Below are 23510 nucleotides of genomic sequence, written 5' to 3' on the forward strand. Positions count from 1 at the left end.
ATCTTTCAGCACCCTAAACCTCCCCTGTACCATGAAGTTTTTATCGCTCATCCTCGTTCTCTCCACGTCGATCGTGGTTTCGGCACAAAAGCTCTTGCGCCCCTCCGATGTCTATCATGTCATAACGGTCAAGGACCCTCATCTCTCGCCCGATGGCAAGTGGGTTGCTTACACCGTATCGACACCCGATTCAGCCCGCGACACCAACGACAACAACATTTGGATGGCAGCCACCGATGGCAGCAGTGCGATCCAACTCACCTACACCGAAGATGGTGAAAGTAGCCCCCGATTCAGCCCCGATGGCCGGTGGATAAGCTTTCTCTCCGGTCGCGAAAAAGCAAAGGACAAAAGCCAGCTTTGGTTGATGGACCGCCGGGGAGGCGAGGCGCATCAGCAGACCAAATTCAAAGCGAGCATTTCGGATTATGAATGGAGCCCGGACGGGAAAAAAATTCTCTTCCTTATCCAGGACGAAGAAAAGGCCGACACCGTCAAAGACAAACCGGCTAAGCCCATCGTGATCGACCGCTATCATTTCAAAGAAGACCCAGGAGGTTATCTGGGACATCTTCACACGCACCTCTATGTGTATGATATCGCCACAAAGAAGCTCGATTCATTAACATCGGGTAAATTCGATCAGTCGGATGCCGTATGGTCGCCCGACAGCAAATACATCGCCTACACCAGCAACCGCACGGAAGACCCCGATCGTAACCTCAACTCAGACATCTGGATTGTGGAAGCCAAAGCCCATGCAAAGCCGCGGCAACTCACCACCTGGGTAGACTATGATAAGAGGCCGGTGTGGAGCCCCGATGGAAAATACATTGCTTACCTGCGGTCGATCTCACCCGAGTGGGACACGTATGATGAAGCGCACCTGGCGATTGTTCCGGTTGCCGGAGGCGAGCCCGTATTGTTGTCGCAGACATTAGATCGCCCGGTCAACAATCCCCAATGGTCGAAGAACGGCCATTCCATTTTAGCATTGATCGAAGATGACCGCGAACGGTATGTGATGGAGTTTGACATCGCCACAAAAAAATATACAAAGCGCACCTCCGGACAACACAGCGTCACCGATGTACTTCCCTTCACCGACACGAAGTCGGTGGTCTTGATGAGTGAACCTGCAAGTCCTCCGGAACTTTACCTGCTGGAGAACGGTGCGTTCAAAGCACTGACCCATCACAATGAAACGTTTGTGAAGACCCATCACTTCGCCACCGCCGAAGGCTTCACATTCAAAAACAAAGACGGCATGGAAGTGGGAGGAATTTTGTTCCGCCCCTATGGAAAACCCAAAGGACAAAAGCTGCCCTTGTTGTTGTGGATCCATGGCGGCCCGGTGGCCCAGGATGAATATGAGTTCGACATGACCAACCAGGTGCTGGCGGCAAAGGGCTATCTCATTGCCAATATCAATTACCGTGGCAGCAACGGCAAAGGCTATGCCTTCTCACGCGCTATTTTTGGTGACTGGGGAAACAAAGAAGTGGTGGATCTATTGGCGGGTGTGGACTACCTCATAAAATCGGGTGATGCCGACCCCGACAAACTCGGCATCGGAGGCTGGAGCTATGGCGGCATTCTAACGGACTATACGACGGCTACTGACTCGCGCTTCAAGGCCGCGGCAAGCGGTGCGGGAAGTGCGTTGCAGACCTCGATGTATGGCACGGATCAATACACACAACAGTATGAGATGGAACTGGGAGCACCCTGGAAGAATATGGATAAGTGGACAAAAGTGTCGTATCCATTTTGGAATGCCGAAAAGATCAAAACGCCTACGCTCTATATGGTGGGTGAAAGCGATTTCAACGTGCCCGCCGCCGGCAGCGAGCAGATGTACCAGGCGTTGCGTTCGTTGAATGTACCCACCCAATTGATCATCTACCCCAAACAGCATCATGGTTTGAGAGTGCCCAGCTATTGGAAGGATCGCTACGAACGCTATTGGAAATGGTTTGAGACCTATTTGAAGTAGGGACAAAAAAAGAGCCCTCCGTTTCCGGAGGGCTCCAACTTGAACCATTAAACTATCAATCGAAAAAATTACTTCTTGTTGTCGTTCACTTCTTCGTATTCAACATCCGATACGTTGTTGCCATCGGAAGCTGAACCACCGGCGTTTGCATTAGCACCTGCATTGCCGCCTGCTGCACCACTATTGTTCGTGGCATTGTACATCTCCGTAGAGGCTGCAGTCCATGCGTTGTTCAGGTTGGCCACCGCGGTGTCGATCTGAGCACCGTCCTGGCTCTTATGCGCTTCTCTCAGTTTTTCGAGGGCGCTGTTGATGGCGCTCTTGTTGCCTTCGGAAAGCTTGTCGCCAAATTCTTTCAATTGTTTTTCGGTTTGGAAGATCAGCGAATCGGCCTGGTTGATTTTCTCTACCGTTTCCTTCACCTTCTTGTCGGCGTCGGCGTTGGCCTGAGCTTCCTGCTTCATCTTTTGGATTTCGGCGTCCGTCAATCCGGAAGAAGCTTCGATCCTGATCTTTTGTTCCTTGCCTGTTCCTTTATCTTTCGCCGACACGTGGAGGATACCGTTGGCATCAATGTCGAACGTCACTTCGATTTGAGGGATGCCACGAGGTGCGGGCGGGATACCGTCGAGGTGGAAGCGGCCGATGGTGCGGTTGTCTTTCGCCATGGGGCGCTCGCCTTGCAACACGTGGATCTCCACCGAGGGCTGGCTGTCGGATGCTGTCGAGAACACTTCCGATTTTTTGGAAGGGATCGTCGTGTTGGATTCAATCAGCTTGGTGAACACGCCACCCATGGTTTCGATACCCAGCGAGAGCGGAGTAACGTCCAGGAGCAACACGTCTTTCACTTCACCGGTCAACACACCACCTTGGATCGCGGCACCTACGGCAACCACTTCATCCGGGTTCACACCCTTGGAAGGTTTCTTGCCAAAGAATTTTTCCACTTCTTCCACGATGCGGGGGATTCGGGTAGAACCACCCACGAGAATAACTTCGTCGATCTGGCCTACGTTGATGCCGGCATCCTGAACGGCCTTGCGGCAAGGTTCAAGCGTTCTGCGCACGAGGTCATCCACCAGTTGTTCAAATTTTGCGCGGCTCAACTTCTTTACCAAGTGCTTGGGCACGCCATCGACCGATGTTACGTACGGCAAGTTCACTTCGGTTTCCATGGAGCTCGACAACTCGATCTTTGCTTTTTCAGCAGCTTCCTTCAGACGTTGCAACGCCATAGGATCTTTGCGCAGGTCGACGTTCTCTTCTTTTTGGAATTCGTCGGCAAGCCAGTTCATGATGCGCATATCGAAGTCGTCACCACCGAGGTGCACGTCACCGTTGGTAGATTTTACTTCAAATACGCCGTCACCCAATTCTAGAACAGAGATATCGAATGTACCACCACCTAAGTCGTACACGGCGATCTTCATGTCGCTGTGCTTCTTGTCCAGGCCATAGGCGAGGGCAGCGGCGGTGGGTTCGTTGATGATGCGTTTCACATCGAGGCCCGCGATCTGTCCGGCTTCTTTTGTTGCCTGACGTTCGGCATCGTTAAAGTATGCGGGTACCGTGATGACGGCTTCAGTTACCGTAGTGCCCAGGTAATCTTCTGCGGTGCTCTTCATTTTTTGAAGGATCATCGCGGAGATTTCTTGGGGTGTGAAGAGCCGGTCGCCAATGCGCACGCGCACGGTGTTGTTGTTGCCGGACTCGATCTGGTAGGAAACGATTTTCTTTTCTTCGCTTACTTCATCGAATTTTTTACCCATGAAGCGCTTGATGGAAGAGACGGTGTTTTTGGGGTTGGTAATGGCCTGGCGTTTTGCCGGGTCGCCCACTTTGCGCTCTCCCTTTCCATTATCTAAAAATGCCACAATGGAAGGCGTCGTTCTGCGGCCCTCACTGTTGGCAATCACTACCGGCTCGTTGCCTTCCATGACGGCCACGCACGAGTTGGTAGTTCCTAAGTCTATACCGATAATTTTTCCCATGATATGTTCAGTGTTTTAAGTTTGCTAAAAGTTTGTAGAATCCGTCTCTTCAAGCCTTATGCCAAGGGGGTTTACAGGGGGTTTATGTGACACAATGACAGTAAATTTCCCTTCATTTTAGCCCGTCCAGGCCATAAATGAGGGATTTCAAACCGGCACCTGACACGGCACTTTCGGCTACTGCGACCATTCCGTGGGCGTGCGGTCCCAACGATGATCCTTCAGGGCTACACGCAGCGATTCTTTCAACTTTTTGCCATCACTCGAAGCGATGTTGGCTTCCACGTTCCGGAGCTTCCGCATACCGGGGATGATGGTGTGCACATCGTCGTTTTCCAGGATGAAGCGGAGGGCCAGTTCGGGCATGGTCATCCCGGGCGGGATGAGGGGTTTCAGGGCTTCGGCGTGGTCTACACTGGAGTTCAGATTTTCGGGTACGAAATAGGTCGACCGCCAGTCGTCTTTGGGGAACACGGTTTCTTTGGTGAGTGTGCCCGTCAGCGTGCCTTCATCAAAGGGAACGCGGGCGATAACACCGACGTCGAGTTTGCGGCAGAGCGGGAAGAGCAGGTCTTCCGGGGCCTGGTCGAAGATGTTATAGATCACCTGAACGGCGTCGATGAGGTTGGTCTTTAGGGTATTCAGGACGTTGTTGGGTTCCCAGCGGTTCACGCTCACGCCCATGTGCAGGATCTTGCCCTGGCGTTTCAGGGTGTCGACGGCTTTTTGCCATTCGTCGTGGTCGGCCCAACTGTCCTCCCACACGTGAAATTGCTGGAGGTCGATGCACTCCACGTTCAGGTTCTTGAGGCTTTTCTCGGTATAGGCGATGATGTGCGATGCCGGGAAACATTCTTCCAGCGTGAAGCCGGGTTGGGATGGCCATTTGAAGTTTTTCGGGGGAATTTTGGTGGCGAAATAGATCCGCTTCGATCCGTGACGCTTGATGAGGCTGCCGAGAATCTGCTCGCTCTTGCCGGCGCCATAGCCCCAGGCGGTGTCAAAAAAATTGCAGCCCAGTTCCACAGAGCGGTCCAGGGCCCGTTCTACTTCAGCCTGCTCGGAACCCGTCCAGCCGGCCAGGCCCCACATGCCGTAGCCAATCTCGCTGACGTTCCAATTGGTTCTACCGAATCTTCTGTATTGCATTATTCTTTAGGGTTGGTTGTGAGTGATCTCTCCTGCGCTTGCAGAAGGGGAGGCTAAATTGGCTATCGTTTTTCAGGATTAAAAGCCATTCCAATAAATTAAGGTCGAAGTTGGAATAGCTTGGAAGCCGAGGAACGTGAACCCGGAGTCAGGGCTAAAGCCCGGAGCGAATTATCGTTCTGAACCCTGGCCTGAAGGCCAGGGTTATTCAGTGTTGAGTACTGAAGCCGCTGAGAATAATGTTTTTGATCTTGGCCTGAAGGGCCTCAAGTTATACGGGTGCTTAGGCTTAACCACACTAGAAATATCGCTTTGGCGACGCCAGACTGTGATCTAGTGCCTGAAAGAGATGTTGGGAATATGAAGCGAGAGGCTGAACATTCTTGAGGCTAATGCCTTTAATATTTATTTTTCGTGCCCCAGCCTTAACGCTAGGGTCATTGATTGCGCTTGGCCCGGTCCACCTTCGTGGGATTCGAAAAATAACCCCGGCCTTTAGGCCGGGGTAAGGAGATTTGTCTCGCTAAGGGTTTTAGCCATGACGCTTTTGGGGGACTCGTTTTTGTTGGCATAAACTAATTGCACGGCTACCACTGCCGGCGACGTCTGGGGCGAGGTGCCCGCCGGGCTTTAGCCCGGACCAGGTCCCCGGGATACGAACTTTTGATTACTTTTGCGGCTTCGTATTGATTATGAGCCTGGAACAAGAGATAGAAAAACGCAGAACCTTCGGAATTATCAGTCACCCCGATGCCGGAAAAACCACCCTCACCGAGAAACTCCTTCTCTTTGGCGGCGCCATCCAAAAAGCCGGGGCCGTGAAGTCCAGCAAGATCAAAGACCACGCCCGTTCCGACTGGATGGAAATTGAAAAGCAACGGGGTATCTCCGTGGCCACCTCCGTGATGGGCTTTAACTATAAAGACGTTAAGATCAACCTCCTGGACACACCCGGTCACCAGGATTTTGCCGAAGATACCTACCGCACCCTCACCGCCGTGGACAGCGTGATCCTGGTGATCGACTGCGTGAAGGGTGTGGAGATCCAAACTGAAAAACTCATGGAAGTGTGCCGCATGCGCAACACACCCGTGATCTGTTTCATCAACAAACTCGACCGCGAAGGCCGCGACCCTTTCGAGTTGCTGGACGAGGTGGAAGAGAAACTCAACATCAAGGTGCGGCCGCTGAGTTGGCCCATCAGCATGGGAAAAACCTTCAAGGGTGTATATAATTTGTATGAGAAGAGCCTCACGCTTTTCACGCCCAGCAAAACGAAAGTGGAGGAAGACCGCATCAACGTGAGCGATATTCAGGATCCCCAATTGGATAGCTATGTCGGAGAAACCAACGCCCGCCAGTTGCGTGCAGACGTCGAGTTGATCGAAGGCGTTTACCCGGACTTCGATCCCACCGAATACCTCGCGGGAAAAGTGGCACCGGTTTTCTTTGGCAGCGCCGTAAATAATTTTGGCGTAAAGGAATTGTTGGACACTTTCATTCGCATTGCCCCGCCGCCGATCCCACGCGAAACAACGTTGCGTATCGTGGAGCCGGAAGAAAATAAATTCAGTGGATTTATTTTCAAGATCCACGCCAACATGGATCCCAAGCATCGTAACCGCATCGCCTTCCTGCGCATCTGCTCCGGGAAATTCGCGCGCGGTAGCAACTACTATCACGTACGCCAGGAAAAAAGCCTGCGGTTCTCCAACGCCACCGCCTTCATGGCACAGGACCGCGAGACCGTGGATGAAGCCTGGCCCGGCGACATTGTCGGCATTTTTGACACGGGCAACCTCAAGATCGGCGACACACTAACAGAAGGCGAAAAAATTCTATACACTGGCATCCCCAGTTTCTCCCCGGAAATTTTCAAGGAAGTGGTGAACATGGATGCCATGAAAACCAAGCAGCTCGAAAAAGGATTGTTGCAGTTGATGGAAGAAGGTGTGGCGCAGTTGTTCACCTACGAACTGGGCAAGAAGAAAGTAGTGGGTGTTGTGGGAGCACTCCAATTTGAAGTGATCCAGTTCCGTTTGAAGAACGAATACAACGCCACGGCACAATTTGTTCCTCAAAATATTTACAAGGCCTGCTGGATTAGCAGTCACGATCCGAAGAAGCTCGCGGAGTTCATCGATTCAAAACAACGCCACATCGCCCGCGACAAAGACGACAAGCTTGTATTTATGGCGGAGTCGCGCGCGTGGTTGCAGATGGTACAGGATAATTTTCCGGACATCCAGTTTCACTTCACGTCGGAGTTCAAGGATTGATTTTGCCTCGTGAAATTCTCGAGACGTTTGATCAAGAATGCTAAACTGGAAATATCTTATCGAGATCGAAAGTCAGTGTGGAAAGATTTGGCGAACTGACCCTGTCTTTCCCGGTGAAGGTATGTGACGGCACATTTTGCCCAGAGGATTGCGTATAGACGGTAATATTTTTTTGAAAGGGATCGACGATCCAATATTCACTCACGCCAAATTCCAGATACGTATTTTTCTTAGTCACTTTATCCGTACGGCTATTGAAAGGCGAAAGAATTTCAACAACCAAATCAGGTGGCCCTTCGATACCTCGTTGGGTTATGAAAGAGAGTTTTTTTGGGGATATGTACAAAATGTCAGGCTCAAAGTAGTTGCGTTGATTAACAAACAAACCTATCGGGGAGTAGTAAACCTTGCCACCGGAAGCAGCGGCGGCGTTGAAGAACAGCACATAAAGGAGGCCCGATACCTCCTGGTGATTGGGTGATGGTACAGGACTCATAATCAACTCTCCATTAATTAGCTCACAAGGGTGGGTCGTTTCTTCTAATTGAAGAAATTCTTCGAGGGTCAAGAATTTGGAGGGATTTGAGTGCAGTGTTTTCATATCTGATGACATCCGAATATACGAAAATTCAAAAAAACATCGCAATGGGAAGCCATCTTGTCTTTGTGAAATCGGAAACGCTGCGCTGATCGTACGAAAAAAGACAATTAAGCGGGGAAAACCGTATCGACCCTGAATTTCAATGTGGGAAAAATCGGGGAAGTCACTTCATCGTTCCCGGCAAAAACATGGAACGGCATTTCTTCTCCAGTAGCAGGAGTGAAGACTGCGATGTTTTTGTGAGACGGGTCAACAATCCAATACTCGGATACACCTATTCGTAGGTAGCCTTCTTTCTTGTCACGGATATCGGTATGCCTATTGGAAGGTGAAAGAATTTCTACCGCAATGTCGGGCGGTCCTTTAATGCCGCGAGGCGTGATGAATGATTTTTTTGCAGGGGACAGGTACATGAGGTCAGGCTGAAACACATTACGTTCATCGATGTAAAGGTCAAACGGCGAAAAGCATGCGGTGCCACCTGTTGATTCTGCAGCATGGAAAAACAATACATGAAGGCGGCTCAATATGGTTTGGTGTTCAAATGTAGGTGAAGGACTCATAATCAACTCTCCATGAATTAGCTCACAAGGGGTATTCGTTTCTTCCAACTGAAGAAACTCTTCGAGGGTCAAGATTTTGGAGGGATTTGAGTGCAGTGTTTTCATAACCTGACAACATCCGAATATACGAAATTTTCAAAAGATAAGACGCCAGTCGTCTGTGACAATCTGCCCCTTTTTAAATCCCGCAACATTTTGCAAGTTTGATTTCTGAATTTCCCCATGACAAAACCTTCAGTTCCTTTCACCGTCATCTTCGAAGACAACCATTTATTGGTCGTCAACAAATCGCCCGGCATCCTCGTGCAGGGCGACGCCACAGGTGATGTGCCACTGGTGGAGTTGGGGAAGCAATACATCAAAGAAAAATATCACAAGCCGGGTGAGGTTTTCCTTGGAGTTGTGCACCGCCTGGATCGCCCCGTAAGCGGTGTGGTGGTGCTGGCGCGTACGTCCAAGGCGTTGGAGCGTATGAACGCCCTGTTTCGCGAAAAAGAAACCATGAAGACCTATTGGGCCATCGTTAGGTCAAAGCCTCCCCAACCGGAAGGTACACTCATCCACTGGCTTCAGAAAGACGAAAAGAAAAACAAGACTACCGTATATAAAAAGGAAACCGGCAACGCCCTCCGTTCTGAGCTCAGCTACAAAGTTCTCGGTTCGGCCGAAGGGCATTGGCTGCTGCAAGTCAACCCTGTGACCGGACGCTCGCACCAGATCCGTGCCCAACTGGCCAGCATGGGCTGCCCCATCAAAGGCGATGTGAAGTATGGTGACGATACCGCCAACGAAGACGGCAGCATCTACCTCCATGCGCGACGCCTGTCGTTCATTCACCCGGTGAAGAAAGAACCCATAACCCTGGAAGCGCCTGTTCCCGTTATGGGTATATGGAAATATTTTGTAAAATTTGATGAAACGTAGCCTATGGAACAAGCCTCGTGGATGGAACGGTTGAAACAGCGCTGGAAGCTGGGCAGCGCTTTGCAAGTCGTGATGGTCCTCATAGTTTTTGCCTGCACCGGGTTCACGGTCCTGTTCATCAAGAAACCCATTCTGAATTTTCTGGCCGGCGATGAAGGTAACTCTACCCTGGCATCGGTGCTGTACTACATCTTTATTTTGCCTTTGTATAATGTAGTGCTGCTGGCCTATGGATTTTTATTCGGACAATTCAACTTCTTCTGGGAATTCGAGAAGCGGTCGTTCAATCGCATTTTCAATCGGAAAAAGAACAAGCCTTCGTGACAAGAGACTTATAAAAGCAAAAAGCCCCGGTTAACCCAGGGCTTTTTTATAAAGAAAAATTATCTCAGCTCAACCGATCACTCCGGTTGCCAAAAGGATCACTTTGTTTTTCAGCACTTCCACCACGCCACCGGTGACGGTAACATGCTTGGCGCCTTCCTTGCCTTTGTATTCCACCACGCCTTCTTTCAGCAAGCTGATGAGGGGAGCGTGGTGATCGAGCACCTGGAACGATCCGTCGGCGCCGGGAAAGGTGGCCGAAGTTACGTCGCCTTCAAAAACCTTTTTTTCGGGGGTTAATATTTCAAGATGCATGTGTCGATATAAAATATGAAAACAGGGTGGAGGCCTTAAACCTCCACCCTTGTTTGTAATGAATTATCCTTTGGCTTCGGCCATCATCTTCTGGCCTTTCTCTTCGGCTTGCTCGATGCTTCCAACCAGGTTGAAGGCCATTTCAGGCAAGTGATCGTATTCGCCGTCCATGATAGCGTTGAATCCTTTGATGGTATCCTTGATGTCTACCAATACACCCTTCAAACCGGTGAAGGCTTCGGCCACGTGGAAAGGCTGCGACAAGAAGCGCTGTACGCGACGGGCGCGGGTCACGACCAGCTTGTCTTCGTCCGACAATTCGTCCATACCGAGGATGGCGATGATGTCTTGCAATTCTTTGTAGCGCTGGAGGATGCTCTTCACACGCTGGGCACAGTTGTAGTGTTCTTCACCCACGATCTCCGGACGGAGAATGCGCGACGTAGAATCCAAAGGATCCACGGCAGGGTAGATACCCAACTCAGAGATCTTACGGGACAATACGGTAGTGGCATCCAAGTGAGCGAATGTCGTAGCGGGAGCAGGGTCGGTCAAGTCATCGGCAGGTACGTATACGGCCTGTACCGAAGTGATGGAACCGTTTTTGGTGGAAGTGATGCGTTCCTGCATGGCACCCATTTCCGTGGCCAGTGTGGGCTGATAACCTACGGCAGAAGGCATCCGGCCGAGGAGGGCCGATACTTCAGAACCTGCTTGTGTGAAACGGAAGATGTTGTCGACGAAGAAGAGGATGTCGCGGCCTTTGCCTTGACCATCGCCGTCGCGGAAATATTCGGCTACCGTCAGACCGGAAAGGGCCACCCGTGCACGGGCTCCGGGAGGTTCGTTCATCTGTCCGAACACGAAGGTTGCCTTGGAGTCTTTCAGTTTTTCTTCGCTCACCTTCGACAGATCCCATCCGCCGGCGTGCAGCGATTTCATAAATTCTTCGCCATAGTCTACGATGCCGGCTTCGATCATTTCGCGGAGAAGGTCGTTCCCTTCACGGGTTCTTTCACCCACACCTGCAAACACAGAAAGACCGGAATAGGCTTTCGCGATGTTGTTGATAAGCTCCTGGATCAATACGGTCTTGCCTACACCGGCACCACCGAACAACCCGATCTTACCACCCTTGGCGTAGGGTTCGATCAGGTCAATAACTTTAATACCGGTAAAGAGAACTTCGGTTGCTGTGGAAAGGTCTTCAAAAGCGGGCGCAGCACGGTGGATCGGCAGCGATTTGTCGCCTTTGGGTTGCTTGATACCGTCGATGGCCTGGCCGATCACGTTGAACAGGCGGCCTTTGATATCGTCGCCAATGGGCATTTGGATGGGAGTACCGTTATCGGTCACCTTCATTCCCCGCACAAGACCTTCGGTACCTTCCATCGAAATGGTGCGTACGCGGTCTTCGCCAAGGTGTTGTTGGCACTCCAACACCACAACGGTGCCGTCTGCTTTTGTAACAACAAGAGAATCAAGGATATTCGGAAGTTTAGCCCCTTCGCCATCGAAGGCCACATCGACTACAGGACCGATTACCTGGGTGATCTTACCAATATTTGCCATGCTTTATCTGGTTTTTGAAAATTAAGGTCTGAAATTGACCGCAAAAGTAGCCGTTTATGGATGAAGAACAAAGGCTCAAATACGAATTATTGACAGTTGTTTGAGTGTGCGAATATCCGCGCACACACACCAAAAAACCGTGATTTGGCCCTCAAGCCGCGTTCAGCACAATCCTGAAAGTTGTACCCAGGTTTTCTTCCGATGACTTCACGAAAATTTTGCCATCGTGATAGGTTTCAATGATCCGTTTGGCCAGTGTGAGGCCCAGCCCCCAGCCTCTCTTTTTGGTGGTGAACCCCGGCCGGAAAACCTGGTCGATCTTGGATCGGGGTATGCCCTTGCCGGTGTCCGAAATGTCGATAAAGATCTTGCCCTCATTGCCCCGAAGCACCTTGATGGCGATCAGGCCACTGTTACCCATGGCATCTACCGCGTTCTTGGACAGGTTTTCGATCACCCACTCGAAAAGCGGCGCATGCACATTGGCAAAGATGTTCTCCGACAGCGTGAACACCTCCATCCGCACCCGCGACGACACCCGCGGCCGGAGATAGTTGACCACGTTGTTGATGAGGGACACAATGTTTTCTTTTTTCAGGGTTGGGATGGAGCCAATGCTGGAAAAACGCTCGGTCACGATCCTGAGCTTCTGAATGTCCTTCTCCAACTCCTCCACCGTGCCCTTGTGCTTCATGTCCGGGTCGTCGCGCAACACCTCCACCCAGGCCATCAACGACGACAGGGGCGTGCCCAACTGGTGGGCCGTTTCCTTGGCCAGCCCTACCCACACCCGGTTCTGCTCGGCAGCCTTAGAATAGTTGAAGGCCAGGTAGGCGATAAACCCAAAAATGGCAATGACCGAAAGCTGTATGTAGGGGTAGGCGATCAGCTGTTTTAGCAAAAATGAATTTTTATAATAAATGAATTGCGTGCCAAAGACCTCGCCCGTTTGCGGATCGCGCAATGTCACCTTAATGGGCTCGTAGGTTTCGCGCATGATCTGCATTTCCTGTTTTAAAAAGGAATTCCTTTTTTTCTCCGACCAGGTGTCGTCCACGTCCACGTTGCGTGAGGAAAGCACTTTGTTGCTGTCGCTTACCTGGATAATGGGAATAGAGTTGTTTTGGAAGAGGATCTCCTGGGCGATGAAGTTCACGTCGCCGGTGCCTTCGTCGTTGGCGGTATATTCGATGGCTTTGGCGTAGAGCTGCACCTGCTGGCGCTCGCGATCTTTCAACTGGTCGACCAGGATGTTGGTGTAGTAGATCGAACTGATGCTGATCAGCACAGAAGCCACCAGCACCACCCACTTGATATTGGAGTTGTTCTGGTAGAAGTCCAGCGACGGAACCGTACTTTTTTTACTCATTGCGATTTGAAAGATAAATAAAAAACCGGATGAGGCTTCACCCGGTTTTTTATTTAAATGTCGTTGCCCCTCGCTGTGCTATCCTTTCATCATAAACCACTTGGCCATCACCTTATAGTTGATCTTGGTGCCGTGCATGAGGATGCCCACACGGTAGATCCGCCCGGCCACCCAAGTGGTGAGCATAAATCCTAAGATCAGGGAAACCATAGAGAGCGCCAACTGCCAGCCGGGCACACCGAAAGCGATGCGTCCCATCATGGCAATGGGTGAAGTGAAGGGGATGATGGAAAGCCAGACGCTCACCGTGCTGTGCGGGTCGTTCATAATAAAGGTGAACAAACCAAAGTAGGAGATCAGCAGGGGAATGGTGATCGGGAACATGAATTGCTGTGCTTCGGCGGGACTATCGACCGCAGAACCCACGGCGGCAAATAAGGCACCGTACAATAAATATCCGCCCAGGAAATAAAACAGGAAGTTGAAGATCACATACCCGAAAGGGATTTGGCTCATCATCTTGAGGATCTCTATTGGGGGAGCTTGCATGTCCGGATTGTTTTGCGCCATCTCCTGCATCATTTGCTGTTGTGGCATCTGCACGCCAAAATAGGCCAGCACCACTGACGAAAGCGTGGTGATGAGCACGATCCAGATGAGGAACTGCAGCAACCCTACCGACGCCAGCCCAATGATCTTGCCCATCATCAATTGAAATGGCCGCACCGACGACACGATCACTTCCACCACCTTGCTTGTTTTTTCCTCGATGATACCCTGCATGATCTGCGCACCGTAGATGAAGATGAACATATACATGAGAATGCCGGCGGCCACACCCACGCCGAGCAATACGTTGGAGTTGGATTTTTTCTCTTGCCCTGCATCGGCCACATTGAAATTTTCAATGGGCACGTCGGTCTTGAGACTGTCCAAAACTTTTTGATCGACGTTGAATTTCTTCATCTTCAACTCCCGGATCTGGTTTTCGAGCATGCCCTCCAGGTTGCCGATATCGTTGGGACTGGGGTTGATCTTGGTGTAGAGCGTCACACCGTCGGGGTGCGACAATTCGAAGTGGGGAATATAGAGCAGCCCATAATCGTCTGACGTTTGAAAGGCTTCCTTGGCGGATTTCACATCGGTCATCAATTTCTTGAAAACAAATTTCGATGTGTCGGGTACAAAGAGACCGCTTTCATCCACGTATTGGATAGTTTGTCTCGTTGCATTTTTCCGTTGCTGAATGGAGAAATACACCAACACCGCCATGATGGCCGGGAAGATCAACGGCAACACGATGGTGGCAATGAGAAACGATTTTTTCTGAACGCGGTTCAGAAACTCACGCTGGATAATCAGAAATATCTTATTCATCGCTGCCTCCTTTCACCAGGGTAATGAAGATCTCGCTCATAGTCGGTATTTTTTCAATAAAGCTGTGCACTTCGGTAACATTGGTCAGATCGCGGATCAGTTGATTGGGGGATGTGATATGTTGGGATCGCACGATCGAGCGGAAGAACGTGTCTTCTATATTTTTCTGTTCAACCAATTCATATCCGTCGCTGGTCAGGTTGAAGGTGCCCTTGTGCTCCACCACAAACGTGTTGGTGCGATAGGTGTCCTTCACTTGCTTCTTGGAGCCTTCCAGGATCTTTTTGGATTTGTTGATGAGTGCGATGTGATCGCAAAGATCTTCCACGGTTTCCATGCGGTGGGTGGAGAAAATGACGGTGCAGCCTTTTGCTTTCAGCTCCAGGATCTCCTGGGTGATCAGCTGGGCATTCACAGGATCGAAGCCGGAGAAAGGTTCATCCAAAATAATAAGCCTGGGTTCGTGCATCACGGTGCTGATGAACTGCACTTTTTGTGCCATGCCCTTGCTGAGGTCCTCCACCTTCTTATTCCACCAATCGGTGATCTCGAATTTCCGCATCCAGGCTTTGCTTTTTTCGGAAGCATCCTTGCGCGATAATCCTTTGAGTTGTGCGAGGTATACCAGTTGCTCGCCCACTTTCAGTTTCTTGTACAACCCGCGCTCCTCCGGCAAGTAGCCAATGGTGCCGATGTGTTTGGGTTGCAGGGGTTCTCCGAAAATGGAGATCTCGCCACTGTCGGCGTTGATGATCTGGTTGATGATGCGGATGAGGGTGGTCTTCCCGGCGCCATTGGGTCCCAGCAAACCAAAGATGGTTTGTTGGGGAATGGTCAGGCTTACCTGGTCCAGGGCTACGTGATTGGTGTAGCGCTTGGTCACGTGTTGAGCGATTAATGCGGCCTCCACTGTCGTTGTTAGGTTTTTTGGAATTAGTATCCGATTGACACTGGAAATTACAGAATTAATGTATTCTCTTTAACCATAGATTTGGCCTTGCCGGTTTTTCTATATTAAGAAGAAATAGGAACAACATGTTTCATGCGCTGCATAAAATGCTTTCGGCCATTCGCCCGGTCACCCAGGAGGAGTGGCTCATCTTCACGTCATGCCTCACGGAAAAAAACTTCCCGGCCAAAACCGTGTGCCTGCCTGCCGGGCAGATTTGCCGGGGATTGTATTTTATTGAACAAGGCGCCGTCCGCTCCTATGCGCTGAAGGATGGCCACGAGATCTGCAACCACTTCTACTTCGAGAATGAGTTTGCCAGCGATTTTGAAAGCCTCACGCTGCAGCAACCGTCAAAGCATACCTTGGAAACATTGGAAGAGACGCGCATCGTGTATGGCGATCGTGAAAAGATGTTGGCATTGTATCAACGCGCACCCGTGTTTGAATCTATCGGAAGGGCTATCGTGGAACAAATGATGATCCGCCAAAATGCGTATGCAGGGTTGTTCACGCTATACTCGCCTACGGAGCGCTACCAGTTTGTTGTGGAGCATCATCCCGAATTGGTGCGCCGGGTGCCCTTACAATACCTGGCGACCTATCTCGGCGTGGCGCGGGAGACATTGAGCAGGATCCGGGCCCGTATTTCAGGCTAGAGATCACGCGATTTTGCTTTTGTGACGATCGTCAAATGATGGCAGCACCGTGCCGGTTTCCTTTGTATAAAAAAATATGGAAACCACGATTAGCACCCTTGTTGAAAACTACGTCTCAGCCCTCGCCCAACGATCCGTTGAAACGATCGACTCTCTTCTCCATCCGGAGTTTAAAGTGATCGTAAACAAAAGCGTACCCCATCAATTGTCCGCCTTTCTTTCCAAGACAAACTACCTCGACATGATCCGAAGCGGCAAGGCGGGGGGCGATGATTACCAGATCGAAGACTTATCCCTGCACGTGATGGGCCCCACGGCCATGGCACAATACACCCTGCGTGGCCGCCAAACGATCATGCACGTGTTTCTTCAATTGATACAGGAAGGCGAGGATTGGAGGATCGTGAGCAACATGCCCTACGTGACGGCGTGTGCACATGCTTAAAATACAGAATGAAGTGTTTGCTGGGAAGGAGCGGCGACCGGTCAGTGCGCGGGCGCTTCTTGAAAAGTGATGTTGCCCATGGAGACATCCAGATCGAACGAGAGTGAGTTCTTGGCGTCTTTTGAATAGGCGGCGTTGGCATACAAGTTCTCGCCAATCTTTTTCAAATCGCCCGGGAGCTTTACGCTACAGAGCCAGGAGTCTTTGATCTTCACCACCACCGGCGTGAGGTGGTCGCTGGGAAGAACGATGAGCAGATTGCCGGCACCCACGGTGCCTTTTACCTTGTTGCTGACAAGCGGTTTGTTGCTGAAATCCAAAGTCATGTTACCGAAGCCTACGTCGGCCATCACAAAGCGCGTACGCGACAGGTTGATGTTCTTTACGTTGATCGAACCCAGGTCCACCTTCACAAAGAAAGTATCCATGTCGATCTGGTTTTCGAGGGCCGAGTTATAGTTCACGTTAACGTCGGCGCTACCGGTATTGATTTTCAGCTTTTTGATGGCCAGGCCGGAGAGGTCAACGTTGGCGTTACCCACACCATAGTTGAGTTCCAGGAAATAGGGCTTGGCGTCGGTGAGGTACATTTTCCAGATCTTGTCGTTGACGGGAGCATCAGAAGCGCCAAAAAAACGGGCTGAGATGGTCTGGCTGAGGCCTTCGGTCTGTACTTCTTCGAGATTGAGGAGGACTTCGCAGGTTTTGCCCTTTATTTCCTTCCGGAAGTTGTGAGCATAGGTCTGTTCGGTCTGATTGCTGAAAACGTTGAGAATTTCGGGGTTATGGGAGGGTTTGATATAGCAATTGCCACTATTGGCTTTCAAGGAAAGCCTGATATTTTCGCACGATTGGGAGTCTTCCACCGTGAACTGCTTCTTAATCTGACCCACTGTCACCCCCACAAGTGCAATTCCGCAACATGTTAACCAAATCTTTCTGTGCATGAACTGTATTTACGGCCTAACCCTCTGCGGGTTACGGCGTGTAAGTTTATAGTTGAAATAGTATAAAAAAACCCCGTCTAAGATTAGTTAAACGGGGTCTGTTAAGAAGAGGTTGTGTCTATATTAATTGAAAAACTCTTTCATTCGCTCAAAAAAGCCCTTTTCGTTCGCATCGGGTTGTGGTTCGAAGTTGTGTGAGGTTCTTAAACTCTCCAATTTGGCCCTTTCTTCTGATGTCAGCTTTTTGGGCGTCCATACATTCACATAGATCAGCTGGTCGCCAGTTTCATAGCCATTCACGTCCTTTAGGCCTTTTCCGCGCAAACGGAGGATCTTTCCGCTCTGGGTTCCGGGTTCGATTTTGATCTTTACCTTACCACTAACCGACGGCACTTCGATGCTGGTGCCGATGGCGGCGTCAATAAAACTGATATAGAGGTCGTACACCAGGTTGTTGCCATCGCGTTTCAGCGCTTTGTCTTCCTGTTCTTCGATCAGAATGAGCAAGTCGCCCGCCACGCCGCCCCCAGGGGCTTCGTTGCCTTTGCCCGACATGGAGAGTTGCATGCCGTCGGCCACGCCGGCGGGTATTTTCACGCTGAGGATCTCTTCTTTGGAAACCAGACCGGAGCTGTCCACGCCGGCAGGTCTTTTTTCGATCACTTGTCCTGAGCCATCGCAGGTGGGGCAGGTGCTGGCCGATACCATCTGGCCCAGCATCGTGTTCACCACCTTGCGCACCTGGCCAGAGCCCTGGCAGGTGGTACAGGTCTTGAAGGTGACGCCTTCTGCACGGATCAGGCGATTCACTTTGATCTTCTTCTCTACACCATGGGCCACTTCCTCCAGGGTGAGCTTCAGTTTGATGCGCAGGTTTGAACCCTTGCGCTGGCGTCGTCCGCCGCCGCGGCTGGAGCCGCCAAAGAAACTTTCAAAAGGACTTCCTCCGCCACCGCCACCAAAGATGTCGCCAAACTGGCTGAAGATGTCTTCCATGTTCATCTCGTGACCTCCAAAGCCACCGTTGCCAGGACGGGCGTGGCCAAAGCGGTCGTATTTCGCGCGCTTGTCGGCATCGCTCAACACCTCGTAGGCCTCGGCGGCTTCCTTGAATTGTTCCTCCGCCTCCTTGTTATCCGGATTTTTATCCGGGTGGAATTGGATAGCCACCTTGCGATAGGCCTTCTTGATCTCCTCGGCACTGGCAGTTTTGCTGACCCCCAGAATTTCGTAATAGTCTCTTTTCGTTGACATGTAGTTAAATATTGAAGTGGATCGCCGGTTGGGAATTAGCTTCCGACAACCACCTTGGCAAACCGTATTACTTTGTCATTTAATAAATAACCTTTCTCGACCACGTCTACGATCTTTCCCTTCTGTGATGCGTCGGGCACGGGGATCTGGGTGATGGCTTCGTGAAGGTCGGGGTTGAACTCGGTCTGGGCATTGATCTCCATCACCTTCACACCGGATTGCTCCAGGGTCTTTCTGAATTTGTTGGCGATGAGGAAAAAGCCCTCCAGCTCTTTGTCGTTCTTGTCTTTGAACGATTTTTCGGCGCGATCGAAATCGTCGGCCACGGGGAGGAGTTTGTTCAGCAATTGCTCGTTGGCCGTCTGGATGAGTTCGAGTTTTTCCTTGGCCGTGCGGCGCCGGAAGTTGTCGAATTCGGAATAGAGACGGATGTATTTATCCTTTTGCTCATCCAATTCCTGTTGCAGCTTGATGGCGGGATCTACCACCGCATTTTCCGCGGAAGCACCTTCCTTGGTGCCGTTTTCCGGCGCCGGGGCTTCCTGCTGGGCTGACACATTTTCTGCTGCCTCGTTATTTTCAGAGATCATTTCTTCGTTTTTGCTCATTTCGTTTTCATTTGCGTGGTTTTCCATAGACGTATCCGATTGGAAAATTAACAAGGGGCAAATGTCAACAATTTTGCCAAAGGCATTTTATGCCAATCTGACATTTTTAGCCCTTCCCCCGAAATGGCAATTAATGCAGGTTTTTCCAGATCAAATCTTTCAATTCCGTCAGTCCTTGGGAGGTAATGGAGGAGATAAACACGGAAGGCAGTTCGGTGGGGAGTTCTTTTTTGATGGCTTCCTTCAATTCGTCGTCCAGCATATCGGCCTTGGAGACGGCCAGGAGGCGCTTTTTGTCCAAAAGCTCTGGATTGTATTTGCGCAGTTCGTTCAGTAAAATATCATACTCCGTCGCAATGTCTTTGGCATCGGCGGGGATCATGAACAGCAGTAAAGAATTCCGTTCGATGTGGCGGAGGAAACGGATACCCAGCCCTTTTCCTTCGGCAGCGCCTTCAATGATGCCCGGAATGTCGGCCATGACAAAAGAGTGCGCGTCGCGATAAGACACTACGCCCAGGTTTGGGGTGAGGGTGGTGAAGGGATAGTCGCCGATCTTCGGTTTGGCTGCCGATACCACGGAGAGGAGGGTAGATTTCCCTGCATTCGGGAACCCCACTAAACCTACATCGGCCAGGAGCTTCAGTTCTAAGACAATCCACTCCTCTTTGCCGGGCTCGCCGGGCTGGGCATGCTGCGGAGCCTGGTTGGTGGAGGTAGCAAAAAAAGCGTTGCCTTTGCCACCGCGACCGCCGGGCGTGAGGATATATTCTTTGCCGTCTTCGGTGATCTCGAAAAGTATCTCGTCGGTGTCGGCACGTTTGGCTACGGTACCCAGCGGCACATCCAGGATCTCGTCTTTGCCGTCGTGGCCGGTCCGGTCCTGTTCTTCGCCGCGGTTGCCGTTGGTAGCGATCACGTGCTTGCGATATTTCAAGTGGAGGAGGGTCCAGTGCTGGGCGTTGCCGCGCAGGATCACGTGACCCCCACGGCCCCCGTTGCCCCCATCGGGGCCTCCGTGTTGAATAAATTTCTCGCGATGAAAATGCAAATACCCCGCACCTCCGTGACCCGAGCGGGAACAGAATTTTACGTAGTCAATAAAGTTTGGTGAGGACACGGAGATGACGGTTAATGAGTTTTTTTATACAAGACCTTTGCCTAGAGCAACAGGCTTTTATCGATCTCGCGGCAGAGGTTTGAAAAAATGTTTTCAATCTCACCAACGCCTACGATGGACGAATACCGGCCCAGCTTTTTATAGTGGTCGGCCACCGAAACAGTCTCTGCTTTGTAGACGTTGATCCGGTTCTCGATCACTTCGGGCTTGGCGTCGTCGGGACGGTTTTCTTTTACGGCGCGTTCGGCCAGTCGTTTCTTCAGTTCTTCTTCGGGAACGACCAATTCGATGAGCACTTTGATGGGGGCATTTTTCGAGGCCAGCAGTTTGTCGAGTGCTTCGGCCTGGGGCGTGGTGCGGGGAAAGCCGTCGAAGATGATGCCGGCAATCTGGCCACTGCTCTTTATTTTATCGTCCACCATGTCGATCACCAGTTGATCGGGCACGAGATTTCCTTTCGACATATAATCCTGGGCAAGTTTGCCAAGGGGTGTTCCTTCCTTGAGGTGTTTGCGGAAAAGGTCGCCCGTGGAGATGTGCGTGAGCGAATATTTTTCAATGATTTTAGCACTTTGTGTGCCTTTACCTGCGCCGGGGGGGCCAAAGAGAATAAGGTTGATCATGTGAGCGTTGTCGGTTTACGTTGTAAAATGGGCCGCTTGGGTTGTATCAAGCTGACGAAGATAAGGAATGAAAGTTCGATTTACGCATGGGCGAATATGAAATTTAGCCGGCCTTGTACACGTCCTTGAGGTTGCGGCCAAGTCCGTCGTAGTCGAGCCCATAGCCCAGCACGAACTCGTTCTCGATCTCGAAGCCTACATACTTTACATCGATCATTTTTTCGCGGGCCGGTTGCTTGCGCAGGAGGGCCACCACTTCCACGGATTTTGTGCCCAGGCTTTTCAGTTCCTCTACGATCTTTTGCAACGTGAGACCCGTGTCTACGATATCTTCTACAATAATTATGTCCTGGTTAAATAAACTTTCCTCCAAGCCGATCAAGGTCTTCAGCTGCCCCGAGCTGGCGGTGCCAACATAGGAGGAGATCTTCACAAAAGAAACCTTGCAGGGTACTTCAATCTGTTTGATGAGGTCCGATGCAAAAATGAACGAACCGTTGAGAATCGGCAGGAATACAGGTGTTTTCCCCTCATAATCCGCATTGATGGTCTCTGCCAGGGCTTTTACCTGGTACTGAATTTTGGCTTTGCTGATGAACGGTTTGAACTCTAAATCCTTGATCTGCATAGTACTTCCCCGCTAAGGGACTGCAAAAATAACAGAATCTTAGAATTTGAAGAGAATACATTTTTGAATGGCTGATTTGAGTGCCCTGTGAACCATAAATAATCACTGTGTCGCACGTGTGTGGCCATGTGTTTGGCTGCAGAGATACGCCGATAACAAAACGATTGCTAGCGCGGTGTTATAAGAAAATATTCTTAATGACGGGCTTCTCCAGGCCGGTAGCGATAGTGCCCGGTGATAACATAATCGAAAAGACAATCCGAAAGCTCTTGTCCTCGCCCGATGTTGTGAGCGATCATGGGACGCAAGCGATCCTCGGAGCGTTGTGTGGTGACGATGCCGATGTGGCCTTGGCCGCCGCCGAGGTCCCAGGTCACGATGTCGCCCGCTTCATAGTCTTTGGGGGCCTTGGATTTTTTTAATTCCTCACCGTGACGTTTAAAAAATGTCATCAGGTTGGGCACCCGGCGATGGTCGATGTTGGCGTCGGTGTGTTTCAATCCCCAGCGTTGCGGGTAAAGTTTGAAGTTGTCCTTCATGTCGAGGTGAACTTCTTTTTGCAGATCGATGCCCAGCTTGCGATAGGCGCGGATCACGACGTCGGTGCAAACGCCCTTGTTCGCCGGCACATCACCGTTGGGATAGGGTATGCTGAAATAGGTGGGGTCGTATTCCACCACATCGCGTGTGATCGCAATGGCGGCTCGGGATAATTTTAGTTGAAACGATTCGCCGGCCCCGAGGAGGACAAATACCAGTAGACTTATGCGCAACATCATGGCAGTATGTTTTAATTGAAACAACGTCAACGAGCGGGGTCTACCCTGACGAAAATAAAATTACAAATCTTTCATCAATACTGTATACAATTTGATCATGGTATCGATGTCGTGTTTGTGCACTTTTTCATGAGGGGAATGGGCGTCTTTCTCGGGTGCGCCGACAAAACACCAATCGATGGGGTAGGCTGAGGTTTGAAGTTCGCGTCCGTCGCTGGAGCCCATGCCCTCTACTTCCAGTTGGTGATCGATCTTTCTTTTTTTGGCGATGGCGATGATGCGGTCCACAAAACTGCGGCGGGGCAGGTTGCGGTCGCGCATGGAAATGGCCACGCCCTTGCCGTGTTCCACGCCATCGGAAACCCAGGTGATGTCGCTCACCAGGGCTTGGCGCACGTTCCAGTTCTCGTACATAAATTTTGCCAGGTAAGGCACCGAGCCGCCACCGTGTTCTTCCCAGCAGCTGAAGACGATCACGCCATCTTTCAATGTTTCGGCAACCTTTAGTGCATTGTACACGCCCAGCCGGTTGTCGAGATAAGGCGATTGAATAAAGTCTTTCGTGTCGCGGAAGTTGATTTTGTAGGTGAGGTCGGTGCCCCGGTCGATTTGCCTTCCGAATTTATAAAAGGCATGATGGTCTTTGTCGAATTCCAGTTCACATTCAATGGGGCCGAGCGAATCTTCCCCCACCAATCGTGTGCCCATCTCCGCATCGGGGCTGCCGATGGGGAGGAGTTGGTTGAAATAGCGCACCGTGAAGCCGATGCTGTCGATGTGTGCGAAGATGGCCGTGCGGGGCTTGCCGAATTTTAACAGGATACAATCCTGAAATTCATCACCCGAAAAAACTTCGGGTTTTACCTTCCACTTCTTTTTTTCTTTTGCGATGTAGGACAATAAAAATTTTGTCATGGCGACTTCATTTCCGGAAGGCGCATGTATTTCGCAGAGTTGTTTCAGGAGCTTCATAGGCATAGGGAAGGCCGGGAGGGGTGTGGATTAGTTACTGACACAACTTTATTCTAAATTTTG

The 23510-nt window shown here is 50.9% G+C and carries 23 protein-coding genes; 6 read left to right on the forward strand and 17 right to left on the reverse strand.

Translation table 11 applies throughout. The features are described from left to right. Positions 1-31: 31 nt before the first annotated feature. Positions 32-1996, forward strand: a complete 1965-nt coding sequence (locus BUB30_RS28415; protein WP_073142438.1) for a S9 family peptidase — start codon at positions 32-34, stop codon at positions 1994-1996. 68 nt (positions 1997-2064) lie between these two features. On the opposite strand, the gene dnaK is transcribed toward BUB30_RS28415, so the two are convergent. Together dnaK and BUB30_RS28425 are read right to left on the reverse strand one after the other, a co-directional pair. After that, positions 2065-3990: a molecular chaperone DnaK gene (dnaK, locus tag BUB30_RS28420; RefSeq protein ID WP_073141477.1), complete on the reverse strand. Its 1926-nt coding sequence runs from the start codon at positions 3988-3990 to the stop codon at positions 2065-2067. 177 nt (positions 3991-4167) lie between these two features. Further along, positions 4168-5139 (reverse strand): aldo/keto reductase, encoded by a 972-nt coding sequence (locus tag BUB30_RS28425; RefSeq protein WP_073141479.1) that lies wholly within the window; start codon positions 5137-5139, stop codon positions 4168-4170. A gap of 692 nt (positions 5140-5831) precedes the next feature. Between BUB30_RS28425 and BUB30_RS28430 the strand changes: the two genes are divergently transcribed. Next, a complete protein-coding gene (locus tag BUB30_RS28430) occupies positions 5832-7418 on the forward strand; it encodes a peptide chain release factor 3 (protein WP_073141481.1) in 1587 nt (528 codons plus the stop codon). Positions 7419-7458: 40 nt separating this feature from the next. Here BUB30_RS28430 and BUB30_RS28435 read toward each other — a convergent pair whose 3' ends face one another. Beyond that, complete coding sequence (locus tag BUB30_RS28435; RefSeq protein WP_178377222.1) at positions 7459-7986, reverse strand: Uma2 family endonuclease; 528 nt, start codon at positions 7984-7986, stop codon at positions 7459-7461. A gap of 140 nt (positions 7987-8126) precedes the next feature. Continuing rightward, positions 8127-8654 carry a Uma2 family endonuclease gene (locus BUB30_RS28440; RefSeq protein WP_178377223.1) on the reverse strand — a complete coding sequence of 176 codons (528 nt, stop codon included), beginning with the start codon at positions 8652-8654 and terminating at the stop codon, positions 8127-8129. A gap of 150 nt (positions 8655-8804) precedes the next feature. Here BUB30_RS28440 and BUB30_RS28445 point away from each other — a divergent pair, with 150 nt between their 5' ends. Then, a complete protein-coding gene (locus BUB30_RS28445) occupies positions 8805-9506 on the forward strand; it encodes an RluA family pseudouridine synthase (protein WP_073141486.1) in 702 nt (233 codons plus the stop codon). Positions 9507-9509: 3 nt separating this feature from the next. Then, complete coding sequence (locus tag BUB30_RS28450; RefSeq protein WP_073141487.1) at positions 9510-9830, forward strand: DUF6787 family protein; 321 nt, start codon at positions 9510-9512, stop codon at positions 9828-9830. A gap of 69 nt (positions 9831-9899) precedes the next feature. Here BUB30_RS28450 and atpC read toward each other — a convergent pair whose 3' ends face one another. The 5 genes from atpC to BUB30_RS28475 form a co-directional block, all read right to left on the reverse strand. Next, on the reverse strand, positions 9900-10145 hold the full coding sequence (gene atpC, locus BUB30_RS28455; protein WP_073141489.1) for an ATP synthase F1 subunit epsilon: 246 nt from the start codon (positions 10143-10145) through the stop codon (positions 9900-9902). Between the two features lie 63 nt (positions 10146-10208). Further along, on the reverse strand, positions 10209-11717 hold the full coding sequence (gene atpD / locus BUB30_RS28460; protein ID WP_073141490.1) for a F0F1 ATP synthase subunit beta: 1509 nt from the start codon (positions 11715-11717) through the stop codon (positions 10209-10211). Between the two features lie 151 nt (positions 11718-11868). Beyond that, positions 11869-13086: a sensor histidine kinase gene (locus BUB30_RS28465; RefSeq protein ID WP_073141492.1), complete on the reverse strand. Its 1218-nt coding sequence runs from the start codon at positions 13084-13086 to the stop codon at positions 11869-11871. A 78-nt stretch (positions 13087-13164) separates the two neighbouring features. Further along, positions 13165-14463, reverse strand: a complete 1299-nt coding sequence (locus tag BUB30_RS28470; RefSeq protein WP_073141494.1) for an ABC transporter permease — start codon at positions 14461-14463, stop codon at positions 13165-13167. Then, entirely contained in the window at positions 14456-15373 is a 918-nt protein-coding gene (locus BUB30_RS28475; RefSeq protein ID WP_073141496.1) for an ABC transporter ATP-binding protein, read from the reverse strand. The genes BUB30_RS28470 and BUB30_RS28475 overlap by 8 nt, the downstream gene beginning before the upstream one ends. 125 nt (positions 15374-15498) lie before the next feature. Between BUB30_RS28475 and BUB30_RS28480 the strand changes: the two genes are divergently transcribed. Then, complete coding sequence (locus tag BUB30_RS28480) at positions 15499-16071, forward strand: Crp/Fnr family transcriptional regulator (protein ID WP_073141497.1); 573 nt, start codon at positions 15499-15501, stop codon at positions 16069-16071. Positions 16072-16147: 76 nt separating this feature from the next. Next, positions 16148-16516, forward strand: coding sequence for a nuclear transport factor 2 family protein (locus BUB30_RS28485; RefSeq protein ID WP_073141499.1), 369 nt, complete (start codon positions 16148-16150; stop codon positions 16514-16516). 41 nt (positions 16517-16557) lie between these two features. On the opposite strand, the gene BUB30_RS28490 is transcribed toward BUB30_RS28485, so the two are convergent. The 8 genes from BUB30_RS28490 to BUB30_RS28525 all read right to left on the reverse strand — a co-directional run bounded on the left by BUB30_RS28490 (position 16558) and on the right by BUB30_RS28525 (position 23447). After that, the gene (locus BUB30_RS28490; protein WP_143165126.1) at positions 16558-17343 is read right to left on the reverse strand and encodes a hypothetical protein; all 786 of its coding nucleotides are present in this window, start codon (positions 17341-17343) and stop codon (positions 16558-16560) included. 243 nt (positions 17344-17586) lie between these two features. After that, positions 17587-18717: a molecular chaperone DnaJ gene (gene dnaJ, locus BUB30_RS28495; RefSeq protein WP_073141503.1), complete on the reverse strand. Its 1131-nt coding sequence runs from the start codon at positions 18715-18717 to the stop codon at positions 17587-17589. 35 nt (positions 18718-18752) lie between these two features. Next, on the reverse strand, positions 18753-19352 hold the full coding sequence (locus tag BUB30_RS28500; protein WP_245804195.1) for a nucleotide exchange factor GrpE: 600 nt from the start codon (positions 19350-19352) through the stop codon (positions 18753-18755). A gap of 103 nt (positions 19353-19455) precedes the next feature. After that, positions 19456-20445: a GTPase ObgE gene (gene obgE, locus BUB30_RS28505; RefSeq protein ID WP_073141504.1), complete on the reverse strand. Its 990-nt coding sequence runs from the start codon at positions 20443-20445 to the stop codon at positions 19456-19458. Positions 20446-20486: 41 nt separating this feature from the next. Then, positions 20487-21068 (reverse strand): adenylate kinase, encoded by a 582-nt coding sequence (locus tag BUB30_RS28510; RefSeq protein WP_073141506.1) that lies wholly within the window; start codon positions 21066-21068, stop codon positions 20487-20489. Between the two features lie 103 nt (positions 21069-21171). Further along, positions 21172-21696 (reverse strand): hypoxanthine phosphoribosyltransferase, encoded by a 525-nt coding sequence (gene hpt, locus BUB30_RS28515; protein WP_073141508.1) that lies wholly within the window; start codon positions 21694-21696, stop codon positions 21172-21174. Positions 21697-21890: 194 nt separating this feature from the next. Next, positions 21891-22475: a DUF1287 domain-containing protein gene (locus BUB30_RS28520; protein WP_073142441.1), complete on the reverse strand. Its 585-nt coding sequence runs from the start codon at positions 22473-22475 to the stop codon at positions 21891-21893. Positions 22476-22535: 60 nt separating this feature from the next. Then, the gene (locus tag BUB30_RS28525; protein WP_073141510.1) at positions 22536-23447 is read right to left on the reverse strand and encodes a M20/M25/M40 family metallo-hydrolase; all 912 of its coding nucleotides are present in this window, start codon (positions 23445-23447) and stop codon (positions 22536-22538) included. Positions 23448-23510 lie beyond the last annotated feature (63 nt).

The organism is Chryseolinea serpens, from assembly GCF_900129725.1.
Lineage (GTDB): Bacteria > Bacteroidota > Bacteroidia > Cytophagales > Cyclobacteriaceae > Chryseolinea > Chryseolinea serpens.